The 18,150-nt window shown below is 47.2% G+C and carries 17 protein-coding genes; 6 read left to right on the top strand and 11 right to left on the bottom strand.

Annotated features, from left to right (window positions below):
- The first annotated feature begins 70 nt into the window (after nucleotides 1-70).
- Both FN124_RS09400 and FN124_RS09395 read left to right on the top strand, forming a co-directional pair.
- Nucleotides 71-877, top strand: a complete 807-nt coding sequence (locus tag FN124_RS09400; RefSeq protein ID WP_142684474.1) for a sensor histidine kinase — start codon at nucleotides 71-73, stop codon at nucleotides 875-877.
- Nucleotides 878-993: 116 nt separating this feature from the next.
- Complete coding sequence (locus tag FN124_RS09395) at nucleotides 994-1,740, top strand: LytR/AlgR family response regulator transcription factor (protein WP_142684473.1); 747 nt, start codon at nucleotides 994-996, stop codon at nucleotides 1,738-1,740.
- Here FN124_RS09395 and FN124_RS09390 read toward each other — a convergent pair.
- The 3 genes from FN124_RS09390 to FN124_RS09380 all read right to left on the bottom strand — a co-directional run bounded on the left by FN124_RS09390 (nucleotide 1,735) and on the right by FN124_RS09380 (nucleotide 5,327).
- Entirely contained in the window at nucleotides 1,735-2,484 is a 750-nt protein-coding gene (locus tag FN124_RS09390; protein ID WP_185937141.1) for a tetratricopeptide repeat protein, read from the bottom strand. The two genes, FN124_RS09395 and FN124_RS09390, sit on opposite strands and share 6 nt — an antisense overlap.
- Nucleotides 2,485-2,536: 52 nt before the next feature.
- A complete protein-coding gene (locus FN124_RS09385; RefSeq protein ID WP_142684471.1) occupies nucleotides 2,537-4,477 on the bottom strand; it encodes a BatD family protein in 1,941 nt (646 codons plus the stop codon).
- Between the two features lie 148 nt (nucleotides 4,478-4,625).
- Nucleotides 4,626-5,327 (bottom strand): SDR family oxidoreductase, encoded by a 702-nt coding sequence (locus FN124_RS09380; protein WP_142684470.1) that lies wholly within the window; start codon nucleotides 5,325-5,327, stop codon nucleotides 4,626-4,628.
- A gap of 96 nt (nucleotides 5,328-5,423) precedes the next feature.
- On the opposite strand from FN124_RS09380, the gene FN124_RS09375 reads away from it, so the two are divergent.
- Nucleotides 5,424-6,119: a YjjG family noncanonical pyrimidine nucleotidase gene (locus FN124_RS09375; RefSeq protein WP_142684469.1), complete on the top strand. Its 696-nt coding sequence runs from the start codon at nucleotides 5,424-5,426 to the stop codon at nucleotides 6,117-6,119.
- An 81-nt stretch (nucleotides 6,120-6,200) separates the two neighbouring features.
- Here FN124_RS09375 and FN124_RS09370 read toward each other — a convergent pair whose 3' ends face one another.
- From FN124_RS09370 to FN124_RS09350, 5 genes are all read right to left on the bottom strand, one after another.
- Complete coding sequence (locus tag FN124_RS09370; RefSeq protein ID WP_142684468.1) at nucleotides 6,201-6,419, bottom strand: hypothetical protein; 219 nt, start codon at nucleotides 6,417-6,419, stop codon at nucleotides 6,201-6,203.
- Nucleotides 6,420-6,447: 28 nt separating this feature from the next.
- Nucleotides 6,448-7,101 carry a phosphatidylserine decarboxylase family protein gene (locus FN124_RS09365; protein ID WP_142684467.1) on the bottom strand — a complete coding sequence of 218 codons (654 nt, stop codon included), beginning with the start codon at nucleotides 7,099-7,101 and terminating at the stop codon, nucleotides 6,448-6,450.
- Nucleotides 7,102-7,187: 86 nt separating this feature from the next.
- Nucleotides 7,188-8,072 (bottom strand): phosphatidate cytidylyltransferase, encoded by an 885-nt coding sequence (locus FN124_RS09360; RefSeq protein WP_142684466.1) that lies wholly within the window; start codon nucleotides 8,070-8,072, stop codon nucleotides 7,188-7,190.
- 108 nt (nucleotides 8,073-8,180) lie between these two features.
- The gene (locus FN124_RS09355; RefSeq protein WP_142684465.1) at nucleotides 8,181-8,432 is read right to left on the bottom strand and encodes a putative signal transducing protein; all 252 of its coding nucleotides are present in this window, start codon (nucleotides 8,430-8,432) and stop codon (nucleotides 8,181-8,183) included.
- Between the two features lie 28 nt (nucleotides 8,433-8,460).
- Nucleotides 8,461-9,408 (bottom strand): CPBP family intramembrane glutamic endopeptidase, encoded by a 948-nt coding sequence (locus tag FN124_RS09350; protein ID WP_142684464.1) that lies wholly within the window; start codon nucleotides 9,406-9,408, stop codon nucleotides 8,461-8,463.
- 182 nt (nucleotides 9,409-9,590) lie between these two features.
- On the opposite strand from FN124_RS09350, the gene dusB reads away from it, so the two are divergent.
- Both dusB and FN124_RS09340 read left to right on the top strand, forming a co-directional pair.
- On the top strand, nucleotides 9,591-10,658 hold the full coding sequence (dusB, locus tag FN124_RS09345) for a tRNA dihydrouridine synthase DusB (RefSeq protein ID WP_142684463.1): 1,068 nt from the start codon (nucleotides 9,591-9,593) through the stop codon (nucleotides 10,656-10,658).
- Nucleotides 10,659-10,702: 44 nt separating this feature from the next.
- Nucleotides 10,703-11,272: an NUMOD4 domain-containing protein gene (locus tag FN124_RS09340; protein ID WP_142684462.1), complete on the top strand. Its 570-nt coding sequence runs from the start codon at nucleotides 10,703-10,705 to the stop codon at nucleotides 11,270-11,272.
- A 109-nt stretch (nucleotides 11,273-11,381) separates the two neighbouring features.
- Here FN124_RS09340 and FN124_RS09335 read toward each other — a convergent pair whose 3' ends face one another.
- Entirely contained in the window at nucleotides 11,382-14,672 is a 3,291-nt protein-coding gene (locus tag FN124_RS09335) for an AAA domain-containing protein (RefSeq protein WP_142684461.1), read from the bottom strand.
- Between the two features lie 87 nt (nucleotides 14,673-14,759).
- On the opposite strand from FN124_RS09335, the gene proC reads away from it, so the two are divergent.
- Nucleotides 14,760-15,557, top strand: coding sequence for a pyrroline-5-carboxylate reductase (proC, locus tag FN124_RS09330; protein WP_142684460.1), 798 nt, complete (start codon nucleotides 14,760-14,762; stop codon nucleotides 15,555-15,557).
- Here proC and FN124_RS09325 read toward each other — a convergent pair.
- Together FN124_RS09325 and FN124_RS09320 are read right to left on the bottom strand one after the other, a co-directional pair.
- Nucleotides 15,554-16,048, bottom strand: coding sequence for a SixA phosphatase family protein (locus FN124_RS09325; protein WP_142684459.1), 495 nt, complete (start codon nucleotides 16,046-16,048; stop codon nucleotides 15,554-15,556). The genes proC and FN124_RS09325 overlap by 4 nt on opposite strands.
- A 210-nt stretch (nucleotides 16,049-16,258) precedes the next feature.
- Complete coding sequence (locus FN124_RS09320; protein ID WP_260607380.1) at nucleotides 16,259-17,986, bottom strand: amidophosphoribosyltransferase; 1,728 nt, start codon at nucleotides 17,984-17,986, stop codon at nucleotides 16,259-16,261.
- Nucleotides 17,987-18,150 lie beyond the last annotated feature (164 nt).

Genomic DNA, 18,150 nt, shown 5'->3' with positions numbered 1-18,150 from the left:
TGGAAATTAATTAGCCGATATTTATTGCGCTTATAAGAGTAGAGAAGTATACTTCCTATAAACCTAGTTAGTGGCACATTATACTGATATCGTCTTTGCTGCGGAGTGGCCCTTCTGGCTGTTTTTTTTGTTAAGTCTCGTTACCCTAATAGTATTTTTTACCCTGCGGGAAAGAAAAATCAGGAGAGCCTCAGCGAAAGAAATCAGCAAAACCCATGCGTTGATTAACCTGGAACTTCATGCTTTCCAGGCGCAGATGGACCCGCATTTCATATTCAACAGCCTTAATGCCATCCACCATTATATTCTTACCACCAGTACAGACATGGCGTCCCTGTATCTTACCCGGTTCTCCCGGCTCATGCGGTTAATGATCGGCAATTTCAATAAGGAATGGATTTCCCTCCAGGACGAGCTGGATGCCCTGGAACTGTATATCCAGCTGGAACAGCTGCGTTTTGATGAACAGTTCAACTACCAGCTGATTGTAAGCCCGGAAGTGAACCTGCAGTTCACCCTCATCCCTCCCCTGATCATCCAGCCCTATGTGCAATATGCCATCTGGCACCGGATCCTGCTACGGCCCGAAAAATCTGGCGGGCAACTCAGGATCACCCTCTCAAAAGAAAACGACCGGCTCCAGATCCAGCTGGAAGACAACGGCATCCTGATCACCGAAATGCTTGATGGCACCGGCGAGCGGCAGGCCTCAGGGATAGATATCGCCTCGGAGCGACTATATATGATGAGCGAAAAATACCAGATGAAAGCCAGTATAAAGTCATTACAGGTATATAATGGAGAACGGGAACCTTCCGGTAACCGCCTTATTATCAGCATGCAACATGTAGCCGCCCGTCAATCCCTGGCAGGCTAGGCTTTAATTGGTAATGTCCTGTAAATTGCTTAATTTCTACATGGATAATGGAATCAAAGACCATATACTTTACCCGCAACATAAAATCTGAACTACCTTTCATAATCTGATCCTACATGCGTACCATTATCGTGGACGACGAGAAGCACAGCCGGGATGCACTGCATATGATGTTGGAGAGGTATTGCCCGCACGTTGCCGTACAGGCTCTTTGCAGCAGTGGCCCCGAAGCCCTGGCTGCCATTGAACAGCTACATCCCGATCTGGTATTCCTCGATATCGAAATGCCGGGAATGGATGGGTTCCAGGTACTGGAAACCTGTAATTACCGCTCCTTCGTTGTTATTTTCATTACTGCTTATGATCAGTACGCCCTCCAGGCTATCCATCACAGTGCATTGGATTACCTCCTTAAGCCTATAGACAGCAGTGAGCTGAAAGATGCAGTAGAGAAAGCCGGTACCCAATCCACCATCATAACAGCAGGGAAAGTAGACAATCTTCTTCATTTCCTGCAGGAACACCTGAGCCAGGACGAACGGTTGGCGCTGCCCACCTCAGACGGTTTGCGCATGGTTACAGCCAGAAATATCATTTATTGCAAAGGTGCTGGCACGCAAACCCGGCTGCAGTTACAGGAGCCGGAAAAGCCGGTGATGGTATGCCGTACCCTGATGGAAATGGAGCAATGGCTGGCAGATAAAGGATTCTTCCGCGTTCATAGCAGTTTCCTCATCAATCTGTCTTTTATGGAAAAATATATTAAGGGAGATGGCGGGGAGATCATTATGAGCGATGGTTACAGCGTACCACTGGCGCGGGATAAGAAAGAGGATTTCCTGCAGCGTATCGAAAGACTATAACCGTTTGATATAGTTACAACTGATCCATCCGCTTTTACCATCTGCCAGCTCAATTTTACAGAACTCGCGGGTAGCATCTGTAATCCGCACTTTCATGCCCTCTCCCACTTCAAAGGCATCCCTGCTGTTTTCATCAGGGGAGGTTTTTGCCCTGATATTACCGTTCATTACAATACCCGCTTCATGGTTGTTGGACCACAGGTAAGTATCTACAGACATGATGAGGTACAACGCACATAGCACGCCCAGTACATAAGCGCCCCAGCGTAAAAATTTATTCCTCCACCCGGGAAGGTATACATTGAGCACAATAGCGGCAACAAACAACCAGAAAAGGATAACCGTACCTGTTGCCCAGCCGTTGGCTTTATGGAGATGTTGCAGTTGTAACCACCACTGCTGGAAAAACACCATCGGCAGTTCCTCCACAAAGCCATTTACTTTCTGGTTGGCTATGGCAAGGTTATGTTTCACTGCCCCATCGTTGGGTGATAGCTGCAATGCCTTCTCGTAGTTATAAACCGCCTGCCCGGTTTTCCCTGCTTTGTACCAGGCATTACCTGCGTTGAAGTAAAGCGCTTTCTGCATATGGCCTTCATCCAGTAATTGCTGGTAAACCCTGGCCGCTTCCGTGAACTTGCTTTGATTAAAGAGTTTGTTCGCTTCTTCAAACCGTTGCTGCTGGTTCTGCGATGGCGTTTGCGCATGGCTTACTGTAAACGCCAGCACGCATATTGCAGTCAATAGTACCGGTTTAATTTTTCTGTAGTTCAGCATTTCGCCTTTCGTTAAGTAATTAATTCTTTAACGCGTCTTCCAGGTTGGTGATAATGCTCACCGCCTGTTCATAAGTTCCCTGCATTTTCCGGTTATCCTGCCCCGGTGCATACAAGGCCACTTCACAGTTATCGATCAGGTTAAACAGGTCGTGTGTATTACTGCCATTAATATGGCGGGCGCTCAGTTTATCCTGTATCAGTTGTTTGCTCAGATCGGCCATTGGTATTTTCAGTTTGGAACTGAGGTAACCCCAAACAGCACGTGATGTTTCTTCATAAAAAGCTTTATCCTTGCCTTCTTTCAGGTAACGGGCAGCCAGTTCCAGCCGTTTCAGCGCTACTTTGTTAGCATAGCGGTGTTTCAATACTGCGGCGTTGGTAGTATTGTAGTCTTTGCGGCGCTTGTAGAAAATGATACCAGCAGCTATCAGCAATGGTAATAACAGCAATACATAGAACCACGGACTGAGGATAAACCAGCTGTGATTTTTTGTCCAGTCGAGGATACCGGTTTCATTTTTTACCAGCTCATTTTTGCCGGCGCTGAAATCCTGTTTATCCTGCTTAATATGTTTGCCCTGTTCAATCTGGATGTTGAAAGGCTGGGAGCGCAATGTTTTATAGCTGTTGGCTGCGGGGTCGAAGTAGGAGAATTCCACAGCCGGTATGGTATGGCCGCCTGCTTCCTGTGGCATCAGCACATATTCAAATGTACGGCTGCCGGAAAGGGGATTGCTGTTTTTCTCTATATCGTCTGTTACTTTCGGATCATATTTTTCGAAGCCGGTAGGCGTTTCCACTTTAGGGGAGTTCAGCAGGTTCACATTACCCTGGCCGCTGACGGTTACTTTTAATGTGAGTGCGTCATCGGTGGAGAGTTTCTTTTTATCCACCACGGCAGTCATGTTAAAGTAGCCAACAGCGCCATTATAGCTGAGGGGGCGTCCATCTACCGGAACTGGTTTAACTGTGATCTTTATCGGGTTGCTCTGGATTTTGTAAGGAACATCCTGGTATTCCACTTCCGGGCGATTGAAGAAATCGTCGAAGAATGGGTCTCTGAATGCAGGATCGTTGAAGAAATCTTCGAAAGGATCCCTGGCCCTGTTGTTACCCTTTTTACTCACCATTTTTACCAGGCGCACCTGGTTGTCTACTTCCACGGGATCCAGTTCCAGGGTGCCCGATTGCAACGGGAAAAGCAATGTTTTCCGGATGGTGAATACTTTATAGGGAACGCCATTCACCCTTTCCTCGGTGGCCTGCGGCGGGTTGGGCAACTCAATATCTTTGGCGGAAAATCCTTTGAAAGCAGGTACTTTGGTAACGCTCGAATTTGTAGGGAGACGGGTAAAAAGTTTATACGTGGCCGTTAGCTGCTCTCCTTCGTATAAATTGGTTTTATCCACTTCTACTTTCAGGAAAATATTCTTCTTCAGTTTTTCATTGATGTCTTCTCCTTTCTTCAGGATACCTTCCATATCTTCATTGCCACCGGGTGATCCGCGGTGTGGCGGAAACCCGGACGATGGAGGCGCGGCCTGCTGCTGTTGCTGTCCACTGCCTTTCCTCACTTCAATTAAAACCGGGTTTGATTTAACGAGGTTGCCGTTTACACGCGCCTGGGCGCCGGCAATAGTGAAGCTGCCCACATGTTTGGGTTGCAGCAGGTAACTTAATGCAATATATTCAGAACGTTTTCCATTGAAAATGGATTGCCCCTGCATTTGAGAAGGGCCCTGCAACACTTCAAAATCTTTAAAACTGGGTGGAGTAAAACTTGTAATATTCACGCCATTCTCCAGCATAAACTGGATCTGGAATGGTTCATCCAACGTCACGGCATTATTGCTCACAGTGGTAGTAAAGCGGAACTCCTGTGCCTGGGCACAGGCTACCGATCCTATACAAATCAAAATGGCGTAAATACACTTCCTTATGCAAAATCTGTACATCATAAATTATGTCAACAAATTTAACCAAAGCCGCGCCGGAAGCGCTGTAAGACCCCGTTAAAAGTTAGTTAAATCATTCTAATATGTTCTTATTGTTATCCTGAGAAAAGAACATTTTCTGCCCGCTGAAGCATCCAATATAATAAGATGTTTAAATATCTCCCAACATGGGTCTCAGTATAATCTCCTCCACTACAGTTTGCTTTGCCATTGTCCAGGCAGCCCATATTACAGCGGCAATATCTTCGGGGGGCATCATTCTGTCGGGAGGGGCCTCAAAGCCCTCCCAGGAAGCTGTTAAGGTAGGTCCGGGACTAACTGCTGAAACCCCGATATAGTGTTGTTTCAGTTCTTCCCGCAGGTTCTTTGTAAAACCGAGCAGGGCGTATTTGGTGATGCTGTAAGCGCCGCCATTGGGATAGGCCCGGTAGCTGGCGGTGGAGCACATGTTAAAAATATATCCCTTACGCCGGGTGATCATAGCGGGTAGTAATGCGCGGGTGAGATGATAAGCGCTGTATACATTTATAGCCATCATCTTTTCAAGTAATCCCTCTTCTTCCTGGTGAAGCGCTCCGGGTACGAAAATACCGGCATTGTTCACCAGGATATCCACCTGCGGGAATGCAGCAGTCACTTTATTGGCAAATGCCAGTACCTGCGATTGATCTCCCATATCCACCACTTCTGCCAATACTGTTACGGCAGGGTTTTTCCGCTGGATATCCGCTTTGGCCAAAGCCAGCGTGTCTGCATGTCTCGCACAAATCGCCACATTGAATCCTTCCAGCGCCAGTTTTTCTGCTATAGCCTTTCCGATGCCCTTGCTGGCGCCCGTAATTACTGCATTCATAGTTTCTTTCATTAATGCAGTAAAATAAGGAATTTACTTTGGAATACACCAGCGCCATCCTCCCATCTCTGCGGTATTTTGTACCTTTGCGGCGTCATGAAATACAAACATCTTTTCTTTGACCTGGACCATACACTCTGGGACTTTGAAACAAATGAACAGGAAACACTGCTGGAGCTGTACAACAGCCATGGCCTGGAAAGCAGGGGGATACCATCTTTTGAAGCATTCTCCGTTTCTTACGTGGAACATAACGAACGCCTGTGGGACCGCTTCCGCAAAGGATTCATTACCCGCCGTGAGCTACGCGACAAACGCTTTCGTCTTACGCTGATCGATTTCAAAATAGGAGATGAAAAACTGACCCAGAAGATCAGCGATGAATTCCTGGAAATACTACCTTATAAAAAAGCATTGTTCCCTGAAACGAAGGAAACGCTGGAATACCTGGCAGCAAAGGATTATCCCATGCACATGATCACTAACGGCTTCGAGGAAACGCAGTTGCTGAAAATGAAGAACGCGGGGATTGATCACTACTTCACGCACGTGGTTACGTCGGAAGCGGCAGGCAGCTTAAAGCCCTACCGGGAAATCTTTGACTACGCTATCACGAAAGCCAATACCAACGCAACAGAGAGCATTATGATAGGAGATGCCATGGAGCTGGATATCAAAGGGGCCCATGGTGCGGGAATGGACCAGGTATATTTCAACCCGGGCAAACCGCCGGTCGACTTTCAACCTACTTATGTGATCGGGCATCTGAGGGAGCTGAGAAATATTTTGTAAGAAAAAAGGAGATGTGGTAGTCCACATCTCCTTTTTTCTTTATACCGGAACAAGTGAGGCTCCTGTATTAACAGGCATTCATCACTGTGCTTTCGCTTTTGTTTTGTTTGCCGCAGCCATTCTCAGGCCGGCAGTTTTCGACGGCTGCTGACAGCAGCTTTTACCTTTTGCGGTGGTTTTACAGGTGGCAGCGGAACAATCTTTTTTGGATTTGGGAGCTGCTTTGGTTTTCTCCTGTGCCAATGCTACGCCAGCTATTAACAGTAATGCGGCTGCGCCGGTAAAAGCTTTCTTTATCATGATAAATGCCGTTTAGCTTTTAAAGATACTAGATTTTGGCAACAACTGTAACACCGCCCTGTACCACCTGTTCCAGCTGAACGGTCATTTCTGTACCAATAGGCAGGTAAAGGTCTACCCGGGAGCCGAACTTGATAAAGCCCATTTCCTCGTTCTGGCTTACTTCCATGCCTGGTTTCAGGTAGTTTACAATCCTGCGGGCCAGTGCGCCGGCAATTTGTCTTACCAGGATATCTGTTTTGCCGTTGCCGATTACCACGGAATGCCTTTCGTTTTCTGTGGATGATTTCGGATGCCAGGCTACCAGGTATTTGCCGGCGTGGTATTGCGACAGCTTCACGTTACCGCTGATAGGGTTACGGTTTACATGCACATTGGCAGGGCTCATAAAAATAGACACCTGCAGGCGTTTATCCTTGAAATACTCCGGCTCATATACTTCTTCAATTACCACTACTTTACCATCGCAGGGAGAAATCACCAGCGAGTCACCAGTTGTATATTGCCGGGAGGGAATACGGAAGAATGAAACGATGAACAGGAAGAACGCAAGGGAAATAATGGATACTGTCCAGCACAGTGCCGGCGCGTTACCGAACCAATAAAATACTGCTCCGTTTATTAACGCCAGTACCAGGAATACAAGGGAAATAGTAGCAAATCCTTCACGATGGATCTTCATTGTTTTTTTATTAGATGATTGATGTATGTGTTTAATCTGGGTGCAAAGTTACTTTAATTCAATTTTTTTCGAATACGAATGTTTTGTTAACGCATCATAAAAAACTGAACATAAATCCAAGCGAAAGGAGCTGCCAGCAGTAAAGAATCGAACCGGTCCATAAAACCGCCATGACCGGGCATGATCTTACCGGAATCTTTTACGCCGGCCATCCGTTTCAGCTTCGACTCTATCAGGTCCCCGATGGTGCCGAATATAGCGGCAATGAGAGCCAGTACAATCCAATGCTGCAGGGCCAGGTACCGATAGCCCCAGAAATGTCCGTAAACGCCGGCCGTGGCCACCGCGAGGATCATTCCACCTACTGTGCCTTCAATGGTTTTCTTGGGCGATATAGCCGGGGCAAACGGGGTGCGCCCGATCAGGGAGCCTACAATATAGGCCATGGTATCATTGATCCAGATGAATATAATAAGCAGCAGGGGAATCAGCCAGCCGGGTGCAGTACCCACATTTTCGGGGGTGTAATGAATATTGATGGCATTTACCCGGATATGGATCAGCAATCCAAAGGGAATGATCACATATAGTAACCCGATGGCCGAGTAACCGATATTCTTTAAAGAAAAGTCCTTACTCATCAGCACTTCTCCCAAAGGCATCACGAGCAGGAAAATTACGGCTGTCCACCAGCCCAGCAGGCCTGTGGGAATACCGCCTATTGCAAAATTATCTCCGGTAAAAGTAAGCAGGATAGCTGCTCCCGCTATGGTAGCGCCCCATTTGTGCCAGGATGAAACACCGGTATAGTCAGGGTCAATCCCGCGAAGCAGCCTGAAATATTCCTGGAGGGCAAAACAGCCGATCAGGAAAAAAAGCAGGAAAAAGGTATAGTCGGCCCATAGGATCCCTCCCAGCATTACTGCCACAAACACAAGCGCCGAGGCAGTGCGGGTGAAAAATGTCTTCATTATGGTTGTATCTGTTGATTAAATTCTACCCGCAAAAGTGGATAAAAATACCCTACAGAGCAAATTCCCTTCAGGGAAGCCACCTGGAGGTACATCTGCGGGATCTTACTATTCTTCCTCCTCCAGCTGGTTCGGATCGCCGGTAGGAAGATTATTGTGATTATGCACCAGGTCTTTGGCTACTTTTTCCTGTGACTCATGCACATATAATTCCACCTGTCCGGGCAGGGTGATATTATAAGACGAGGATTGCCGGTTGAGTAAAACCGCTTCAATATCATTATCCAGTAACATTCCCTTTACTATTTCGGCTTCAAATGGCCGGTCGCTTGAGAAAATTTTCACCCAGTCTTTTTCCATAATATTTGCTTTTATGTCTTTATAAAGATTAAAAATTTTCGTCTGCTCCAATTTCTTCAACCTCTTCCCCGTCTTTTCTCTTCTCCGGATCTGTCATCACCATAGGGACCGATTTCCTGCTTAATGCCCAGAACAGCCCAATGATTACAGGAATGCTCAATGCTACATAATACCATTCCACAGGCGTATTTTTCATCGGGTCTTCTTTTACCATGCCATGCTGGAACAGGTAAAGCATTGTTACCTGCAGCCCGTTGTTCAGGATATGCGCCAGGATGCTCAACCAGAGATTGCCGCTGAGAACATAAATAGCACCCAGGGTGAATCCCATTACCACGCGGGGCAGAAAGCCCAGCATTTCACCATGGATAGCGCTGAACAGGATAGATGTAATAAATACGCTCAGCCATACCTTCCCTGTAGCTTTGATGATAAGCCGCTGAAAAATACCGCGGAAAAAAAGTTCTTCTGCTATGGCCGGTACAATGGCCACCAGTACCAGGTTGATGAACAGATCCTGCAGGGTAGGCATTTTCAACATAACGCCCAGCAGCTTTTCAGCCATATTCTGCAGGTCGCGGGCCGATTGTGAAATTGGCCAGGTTTCGTTCCACTGGCCCAGCAGATTGGCAAAAGGTAAACAGCCGTACATGACCAGTAATGCCAGTATTACCTGCAAACCGGAAGGCGTTTTCAGGCCCAGGTATTTTACCGGATAAGGCTGCCACAGGTAGGCAAAAAGTGCCGCCGGCACAAAGAAGGCTATGATAGTGTAAAGGAATTGTGTTATTTTCAGATAGCCGATCGAGTTAGGATCGGTAAGTGTGCCCGACTGAAGCGCTTCCAGCGTCTGACCGGTTACACCCGGCGTAATCGCCTGAAGCCCATAAAGGTACAGGGCAAAGAACCCAAAGGCAAAGCCCAGGAATGTTACAAACTGCAATGAAACGGGTGACTGCTTCAGATAACCGGACATAAAAAGATACTGTATTTTTTGCGTAAATTTACAGCGCGAAATTAAGTTTTTGCAGATGCTTACCGCTTACCGCAGCTGCTGAACGATAGCCGTTACTGCAAAGAAATCCTGCTTGTAAAAGAAATAGTATATAAAACATTAAAATAATAACTCCGGCAAAAGCTGCTCTGGTTATATAAATTATGGTGAAGATAGGAAATATTGAACTGGGAGAATTCCCTTTATTACTGGCGCCCATGGAAGATGTGAGCGACCCGCCTTTTCGCGCGGTGTGCAAAGATAATGGGGCTGATCTCATGTATACAGAGTTCATATCTTCTGAAGGATTGATACGGGATGCTATCAAAAGCAGGAAAAAACTGGACATCTTCGATTACGAACGACCGGTAGGTATCCAGATTTTCGGGGGAGATGAAGAATCCCTGTCGCTGGCCGCACAAATTGTGGAAGCCACCAATCCCGATCTGCTGGATATCAATTTTGGCTGCCCCGTGAAAAAGGTAGCATGTAAAGGCGCCGGCGCCGGTATCCTGAAAGACATTCCTAAAATGGTTAAACTTACCGCCGCTGTGGTAAAGGCCACCAGGTTGCCGGTAACCATTAAAACCCGTTTGGGCTGGGATGAGGAAACCAAAAATATTGAGGATGTAGCCGAAAGGCTCCAGGATGTAGGCATTAAAGCCCTTACCATTCATGGCCGGACACGGACCCAGATGTATAAAGGCAGCGCCAACTGGACCCTTATCGGAAAAGTAAAGAACAATCCACGCATACAAATCCCTATCTTTGGTAACGGTGATATATGTACGCCGGAACAGGCAATCGCCGCCAGGCAGAAATATGGCGTGGATGGCGTAATGATCGGAAGAGCCGCCATCGGGTATCCGTGGATTTTCAGGGAGATCAAGCATTTTATGAAGACCGGCGAACATTTAGCCCTGCCAACTGTTTTGGAGAGAGTGGAAGTCTGCAAAAAACACCTTCACCAGTCAGTTGCCTGGAAAGGAGAAGTGGTAGGCATACTGGAAATGCGCCGGCATTATACAAATTACCTCAAAGGTTTACCGCATATAAAAGAATTCAGACAACAATTAGTAACTTACAATACATTAGCTGAGATTGAGGAAGTACTAGACGCGGTTGTGTTACAATACAAGGACCATATATTCGAAAGGGCTGCTCCACAGTTAGCTGCACACGATTTTCTGCCGGCTGATAATGAAATGGCCGGTTGTAACGTTTACGGATAAACGGATGAACCCCGGGATATAAAAAAATAAAAAATTACTTTCACATGACCACAATTAAAAATCTGAAAAATGAAGTCTGGAAAGACTTACAGATTAAAAACAAATCTGCCCTGCGTAAAAAATACGCTGTTTCAAACATGGGGAGAGTGATCAGTTATCATGAAAGTACCGAAGATGGTAAGCTGCTCACGGGGTCTACCGTGGAAGGCTATACGGTATTAAACGTAAAGCCGGCAGATAGCTACCAGTCACTCTACCTGCACCGGGAAGTGGCCAAACTTTTCAGTAAAAAAGGAGGACGGGCACATAAGTATGTGATTCACCTGGACTATGATAAAAAGAACAATAAAGCCTCCAACCTCCAATGGGCCACCAAGGAGGAAATGGAAGAGCATCAGCAAAAGAGCCCGGCTAAGCTGGCCTACAAGGAAAAGCAGCGTAATCGTGTAAAAGGGCTGAAATTAAACGTTACTAAAGTTAAGAGTATCAAACGCCTGCTCAGTAAACCTGGCAAGAAAACAATGAAGCAGATCGCCGAACAGTTCGATATCAGCGAAATGCAGCTCTACCGTATCAAAAGCGGGGAAAACTGGGGGCACGTAACACTGGATTAAAGCCTGGTTTGCCAGGACTGATCATATATGATGTTGTCTGACAATGGCCATACTAATCGTATGGCCATTGTTACTTGGCTTAAGCCGGCTTTACGTATAGCAGCTCCCGTTAGAGTGCTCCCCGTATCATTTCTCCTAACACTTTCCGGTAATGTATGCTATCCTGCAGTACTGGTTCATAACCCAGCAGTATCACCTGTTTTCGTGCACGCGATAACGTTACCAGCAGCTTCCTGTCTACCTCTATATCCTCTTCCTCCCATTGAAACTGCCCCAGGCATTGCAGTGTTTGCACCTGCGCAGCATGATATACTGCCAGCGATACAATGATAATATCGTTTTCGGAGCCCTGGAACCGCTCTACAGTATCAATATTAATATCCTGCAGCACTTCATCATCTGCAATCAGCTCCCGGATAAGGCTGATCTGTGTGCGCCAGGGCGTTACTACCCCTACGGTGTCTTTACTGAAGCCCGCGCCGTAACGGGCTTTCAGGTGATGCAGCAGGGAAGCTACCCACTTTGCTTCGGTTCTATTCATTTTGGAGCTTGCCTCGTATGGGCTGCCAATAAATATTTTTCTTCCTAAAGACAGGATCCGCTCCCAGCCCAGGTGTTCATGAACGGGAAACGGGTCAAAACCGGCTTTCTGTTCATCCTTGCCGGAAGATAGTTGTCCTGCGTAATAATGATTGACCAATGCCGCAATGCTGTCGTGCATCCGGAAGTGCGTGTTTAGCATGCCCCAGGCATGACGCCAGTGGCTTGTTTTGCAGCGTTGTATCAGTCGCTCAAAAATAGATGTCCGCAGATCACGGATGCCCAGCTCCTGCAAACAAGGGGCTTTCACCTGGCAAAACCAGGCTTCCTGCGTTACAACCGGGGGTAACTGGTTCTGATCACCTATCAGGATAAATTTCCGGAAAGGCATCAGCAGTCCCAGCAACTGCGGCTCTGTTAACTGAGAGGCTTCATCCACAATTAAGGTATCGGGAGGAATCCCCATCATCGTGAGTTGCTCCAGCCGTGTAGCCATAGTAGCCACAGTGGCTACAAATACCCGGTGCCCCGTGATATAATTCCTGGCATCGTCCAGTGATCCTTCCATGCAATATTGCCGCAACATAAGCGCAGCATCGGAATTTCGCCCGCCCATACGCAGGTGCCTGATATCTTTTGCCGCCAGTTTATGGCATATTTCTTCTACTGCCTTGTTGGTAAAGGCAACAATGATCACATAGTGATCCCGTTTTACCATCTCTCCTACTATGGTAGTAAGCATGGAAGATGTTTTACCGGTACCTGGTGGTCCCTGCAACAGGTAATAATCCTGCGCCTCCAGGGCCTGTTTCACAATCTGTTCCTGGTTAGCGTTAAACATGGCCGGTGTGGGGTGCTGCAGAGGGTACCATCGTGGCGTGGTAAGTCCCAGCAGCATATTGGTACGCTCCCGGTACAACGGGGAGATCACATGAAAAAGCGATGCTGTGGCTGTCCAGTAGTTGGATTCATAAATGTCGTGTTCAATGATCCATTCATCAAATTGCCGGAAGAAATCGAGGGTCATCTGACGGTTATTCAGGGAAAATGCCAGCTGGTTTTTTCCCAGATCCTCAATCCTGCCTTTCAGCAGCTGTTGTTGTAAAGGTTGTAATTCTGAGCTGGTACGCGGATAAATAATAGCCGTATCTCCCTTGCGGAAATTGTGGCTAACGGGCACGACTATATCAAAAAGCACGGAGCTGTTAACCGAATCAAATTCCCGGAACCGCAGCCCGGGGATGATATTGAAGCGCGACAGCTTATCTTTTTCCTGTTGCAGCCACAGCGCAGCAAAACCGTCGGCATCTTCCTCCCGGTTAATCTCTGAAAACATGCCACACTTTGCCTGCAGGTATTCCCTTAACATAAAAGCAAGGAACTCGTGGTAATAAGCTTTGGCTACGGGCGGTGCTGTTTGCCATGCCTGTTCAAAGGTGGTGAAATGAGCTGCACTGAAGGAAGGCAGGCCCTGCGCAGCTGCCGTAGTAATAGCGGAAAGTACTTCAAACTCCCCTCCTGCAAGTCGCAGCAGCATGGCTACTACCTCATTGCGTAACAGCAGCAGGTCGTTTTCCGTATGGTGTGTACTGCTTACATTACGTAATGGAGAGGTGGTTGCGGCGGAGTACAGGATGGCTGAACCGCCCTTCCGATGCCGTCCAAAGGCTGAACGCAGCAGTAGGTTATACCCTACCACCTGCATTTCATGATTCTTCCATGTATTGAAATCGGGACATTTCCCGCTTTTCAGCTCAAAAATTTCCTTCCGGTATTCGTCGCTATCGTCTTCTGCCATCAGGTCCAGTCGCCCTTGTAATCCGTATTGGGCGGAGAAGAAGGTGGGTTCTATTCTCACCGGTTTATCCTGCAGCTCCTTTACCGTATTGTGCAGGTTACCCCAGTGTAGCTGCCGGATATCGCGGAACATTTCATTGATCTTCTCCCGGCCGTAGGCGGCTGCCTGTAGTACGTTTTCAGCCACTGCCTCTACAAATGAGCTTTTGAAATCTATGTCCCGGTTGCGGAGCATTTCGTCCAGCAGGGCATTTACCAGGTTCCCCTTGAATGCTGCGGGGCTGGAGGCCTGGGGAGTAAGTTTTTTAACAAGATATAATAACCGGTTGGGTCCTTTATGGGTAAAGCACTCGGCCAGGTCGCTGATGTCTATGAGGAGGTCGGGTTCCAGGACCACCTGGCTTTCGCTGGTAGTCGTATATTCGTGACCGTTAATACCCTGCCGGCAGTGAAGTACATGAATGGTGTCGTATGGGCGCAGTAAGCCATGCAGGGATACAACCGCAGCAGGATCCATGTGTTCCAGCAGGAGCTGGAAATCGCCCTGTTCATCATTTTTAACATCCAGCAACAGGGTATATTTACCCAATGTATTGGTATTGAGCGCGCCAACGGCAGTTACCATGCATTTCAGCAGGGTGAGGCTGCCCGGGCGGTGCTGCCAGGCAAGCGATAGTTTGTGTGAGCCCGCAGGGGCATATAATGCAGTAAGTTCAGGCGGCGGAGTGGCCTGGTAACACCATGCTACAGATTCCGTAAGGGCTTTGATACACAACAGGTGTTCTGCCTCCTGCAGGGGAAACATTCCCCTTGTAGCTTTGTTGGTGAGTATACGGAGTGCAGTCAGCTGCTGGTGGATATCCGGGGGAACAGTTTGCCGGTCGAAATAAAACTGCATGCGTGCAAACAGGTTCCCGAAAGAACGGGTCTCTTTCCGGGTCAGATCCCGGAAAAGGATTTCCAGGATCTGTTTATAATGACGGGTCTTATCTTCCGTATCTGCTAAACTATGGGCTTCTTTTATCCTCGCGTAAAACGCAGCTGCTGTGTGTAATGCCTGCATGCTGCAAGATAATGAATCGTTGCCGTTTGCATGGATGCGGCATTTGTTATACCTTTCTTACGATTTATAATGTAATCTTCATTTTTTATGTCAGCCAAAAAAATAGCCATTATAGGTGGAGGAAATCTGGGCTCGGCCATTGCCCGTGGATTGCTGAAGAGCGGATTTTCAAAGGCCGGCGATATCATTGTTACCAAGCGTAACACCACTACCCTTACAGATCTGCGTGACGCAGGTGTGCAGATAGAAACGGATAATGATATTGCCATCCGCGGAGCGGAAATAATTGTGGTAGCGTTAAAGCCCTACAATGTGCGGGAAATATTGCAGGAGTTCAAAGGTTCCTTTGACCCGGCAAAGCATATACTGATCAGCGTGGTGACCGGTGTAAGCATCGACGATCTGGAGCATGTGGTGCCCGGTATGCCGGTGGTAAGAGCCATGCCTAATACGGCTATAGCCATACAGGAATCCATCACCTGTATTTCTCATAAGCATGCCACAGAAGAACAGATCCGGTATGTGAAAACCATGTTCGACCAGCTGGGAGCTACGGTAATGATAGATGAGAAGCTGATGGATGCTGCCACCGTGCTGGGCGCCTGTGGTATTGCCTTTGCGCTTCGCTTTATCCGTGCAAATATCCAGGGAGGTATTGAAATAGGTTTTGATGTGCGCACCGCCAGTTTAATTGCTGCGCAAACAGTAAAAGGGGCAGCGGAACTGCTGATCCGGGAAAACCGTCATCCTGAAGAGGAAATTGATAAGGTAACTACACCCAAAGGCTGTACTATTGCCGGTTTGAACGAAATGGAACATCAAGGCTTCAGTTCTTCCCTTATAAAAGGAATAACAGCATCTTACGATAAAATTGTAAAAGACTAGTCTTTACGGGGGTACTCGAAGAAGAGGAACTTCTTCTTTGCCAGGTCAAAATCTTTCCAGTTATCGGTATCTGCCTGGATGCCAAAGATGCCGGTAGTAGGTACATTGTCGATCCTGATCTCTTCAGTGAGGTAATTGGCAAAATCGGTGATGCCGGGGTTATGGGCAAAGATGGCCACAGCGCTGAAGTCGTCGTCAATTTTGGTGATTACCTTGAGGAAAGTGGCAGCATAGCAGAGATAAAGTTCTTCTTCTAGCAGGATAGCCTGTTTGGGATAGTGCCATTCACTGGCCATTATTTTAGCGGTAGACCTGGCTCTTTTTGCAGGGCTGGAAATAATCAGTTCCGGCACCATACCCCTTGTAATGAGGCGTTGTGCCATTTCGGGCGCATTTGCTTTTCCCCGTTTATTGAGGGGCCTGTCAAAATCATCCATGTCCGGATCGGTCCAGCTGGATTTAGCATGACGTATAAGTAGTAATGTTTTCATGGGCTGAAAACCTATAATTAACTATAACGAAAATACAGATTTTACAGGAAGTTAACTTGTTAGACTTATACTGTCGGAATGGGTGGGGTTATTTAAGATAAAATTAACATGAAAACAAATAGTCATTCAAATAATAAGAGATCTGATCGTCCGGTTCAAAAGATAGATTTTTTGAATGCCGGATGACCAGATCCCTGGCTATTTACACGATTAATATCCTCTTTCGTTCTTGCCTTCCATATAGTTCATGAATGCTTTATTCACAACACGGTTACCGCCCGGGGTAGGGTAATTACCGGTAAAGTACCAGTCGCCCAGGTTATTCGGACAAGCTTCATGGAGGCTTTCGATAGATTGGTAGATTACTTCTATTTCCGCTTTAATACCGCCCGGATTAAGGATTTCGGCAATTTTAGCAGAAATCTGTTCCGGAGTAAATGGCTTATAAATGTTCTTCACTACGTTTTGCGCGTGAAGGGTATTGGTGCGTTGCAGTTCTTTGCAGAGGCCGTAGGCTTCATTCAGGATATGTTCCTTACCATGATCTTTCAGGAGGCCGATGGCAGCCTGGAAGGCCACAAAATCACCCATTTTGCTCATATCTATACCATAGCAGTCAGGGTAGCGGATCTGTGGAGCTGATGATACAATGATGATCTTTTTGGGGCCCAGGCGATCCAGCATCTTCACAATACTTTCCTTCAGGGTGGTACCGCGAACAATTGAATCATCTATCACTACCAGAGAATCAATGCCTGGCCTTACCTTACCATAAGTAATATCGTACACGTGCTGTACCATTTCGTTACGGCTGGAGTCTTCAGTGATGAACGTGCGCATTTTCACATCCTTGGTGGCAATCTTATCGATACGGATACGGCGGTTCACCATTTCGGAAAGCTTTTCCTCATCGAAATCGTTACCCCAGGAGAGGATACGCTCTACTTTTATTTTGTTGAGATAAGCTTCCAGTCCTTTTAACAGGCCATAGAAGGCTACTTCAGCGGTGTTGGGAATAAAAGAGAAGATGGTATTTTTGAGGTCATTGTCGATGGCCTTCAATACGGTGCCGGATAAGTGCCTGCCCAGATCAGTACGTTCCCTGTATATTTTTTCATCATTGCCACGGGAGAAGTAAATCCTTTCAAAGCTGCAGGCTTTACGTTCTTTGGGTTCGAGGATCTGCTCAATACTGTAGTCGCCGTTGTTTTTCACGATCAGCGCTGTACCGGGCATCAGCTCCAGCACTTCATTTTCACCTACGTTAAAAGTGGTGCGGATGGCAGCCCTCTCAGAGGCGGCCACGATCACATCATCATTAATATAATAGTAGGAAGGGCGGATACCATGCGCATCACGGATCACGAAAGCGTCTCCCGAGCCGATCAGGCCGCAGGTGTGATAGCCGCCATCGAACATTGAAAACGACTGTTGCAGGATCTTTTTGATATCCAGGTCGTCGCTGCCTTCATTGTCTTCTTTGGCGAGGAAGTGATGCACTACTTCCAGCATAGCCGCCAGATCGCTGTTTTTATGTACTTCTCCGGGTTGAGCCTTGGAGAATTCAAACAGCTCATCCGTGTTTATCAGGTTAAAATTCCCTGCCATAGCCAGGTTGCGGGCAGGAATGGTATTGTAACGTACAAATGGGTGGCAAAGTTCTACGTTGTTTTTACCCTGGGTGGCGTAGCGGATATGACCCATCATGAGCTCACCGAGGAAACGTACATGGCCTTTCATCAGGCCGGGGTATTTGGTGATTTCCGGTTGATATTTTTCTATCTCCTGGATCTCATCCCGCACTTTCCCGAAAATATCCCCGATAGCCTGGGGAGCCGCACTGCGGATACGGTGCATAAAGGGAACGCCGGGCTCGGTGTTCAGTTTCACGGTAGCTAAACCAGCGCCATCCTGGCCCCTGTTGTGTTGTTTTTCCATGAGCAGGTATAGTTTGTTCAGCCCATAGAAAACACTCCCATATTTTTGTTGGTAGTAGGAAAACGGTTTTCTTAACCTTATAAATGCCAGACCGCATTCATGTTTGATCGCATCACTCATGGCAGAAAATTGAAGTCGCAAAGGTACGCCAAAAAAGGAGAAAA

The organism is Chitinophaga polysaccharea (genome assembly GCF_902150045.1).
Classification (GTDB): Bacteria; Bacteroidota; Bacteroidia; order Chitinophagales; family Chitinophagaceae; genus Chitinophaga; species Chitinophaga polysaccharea_A.
This window is presented reverse-complemented; position numbering and strand designations above follow the sequence as displayed.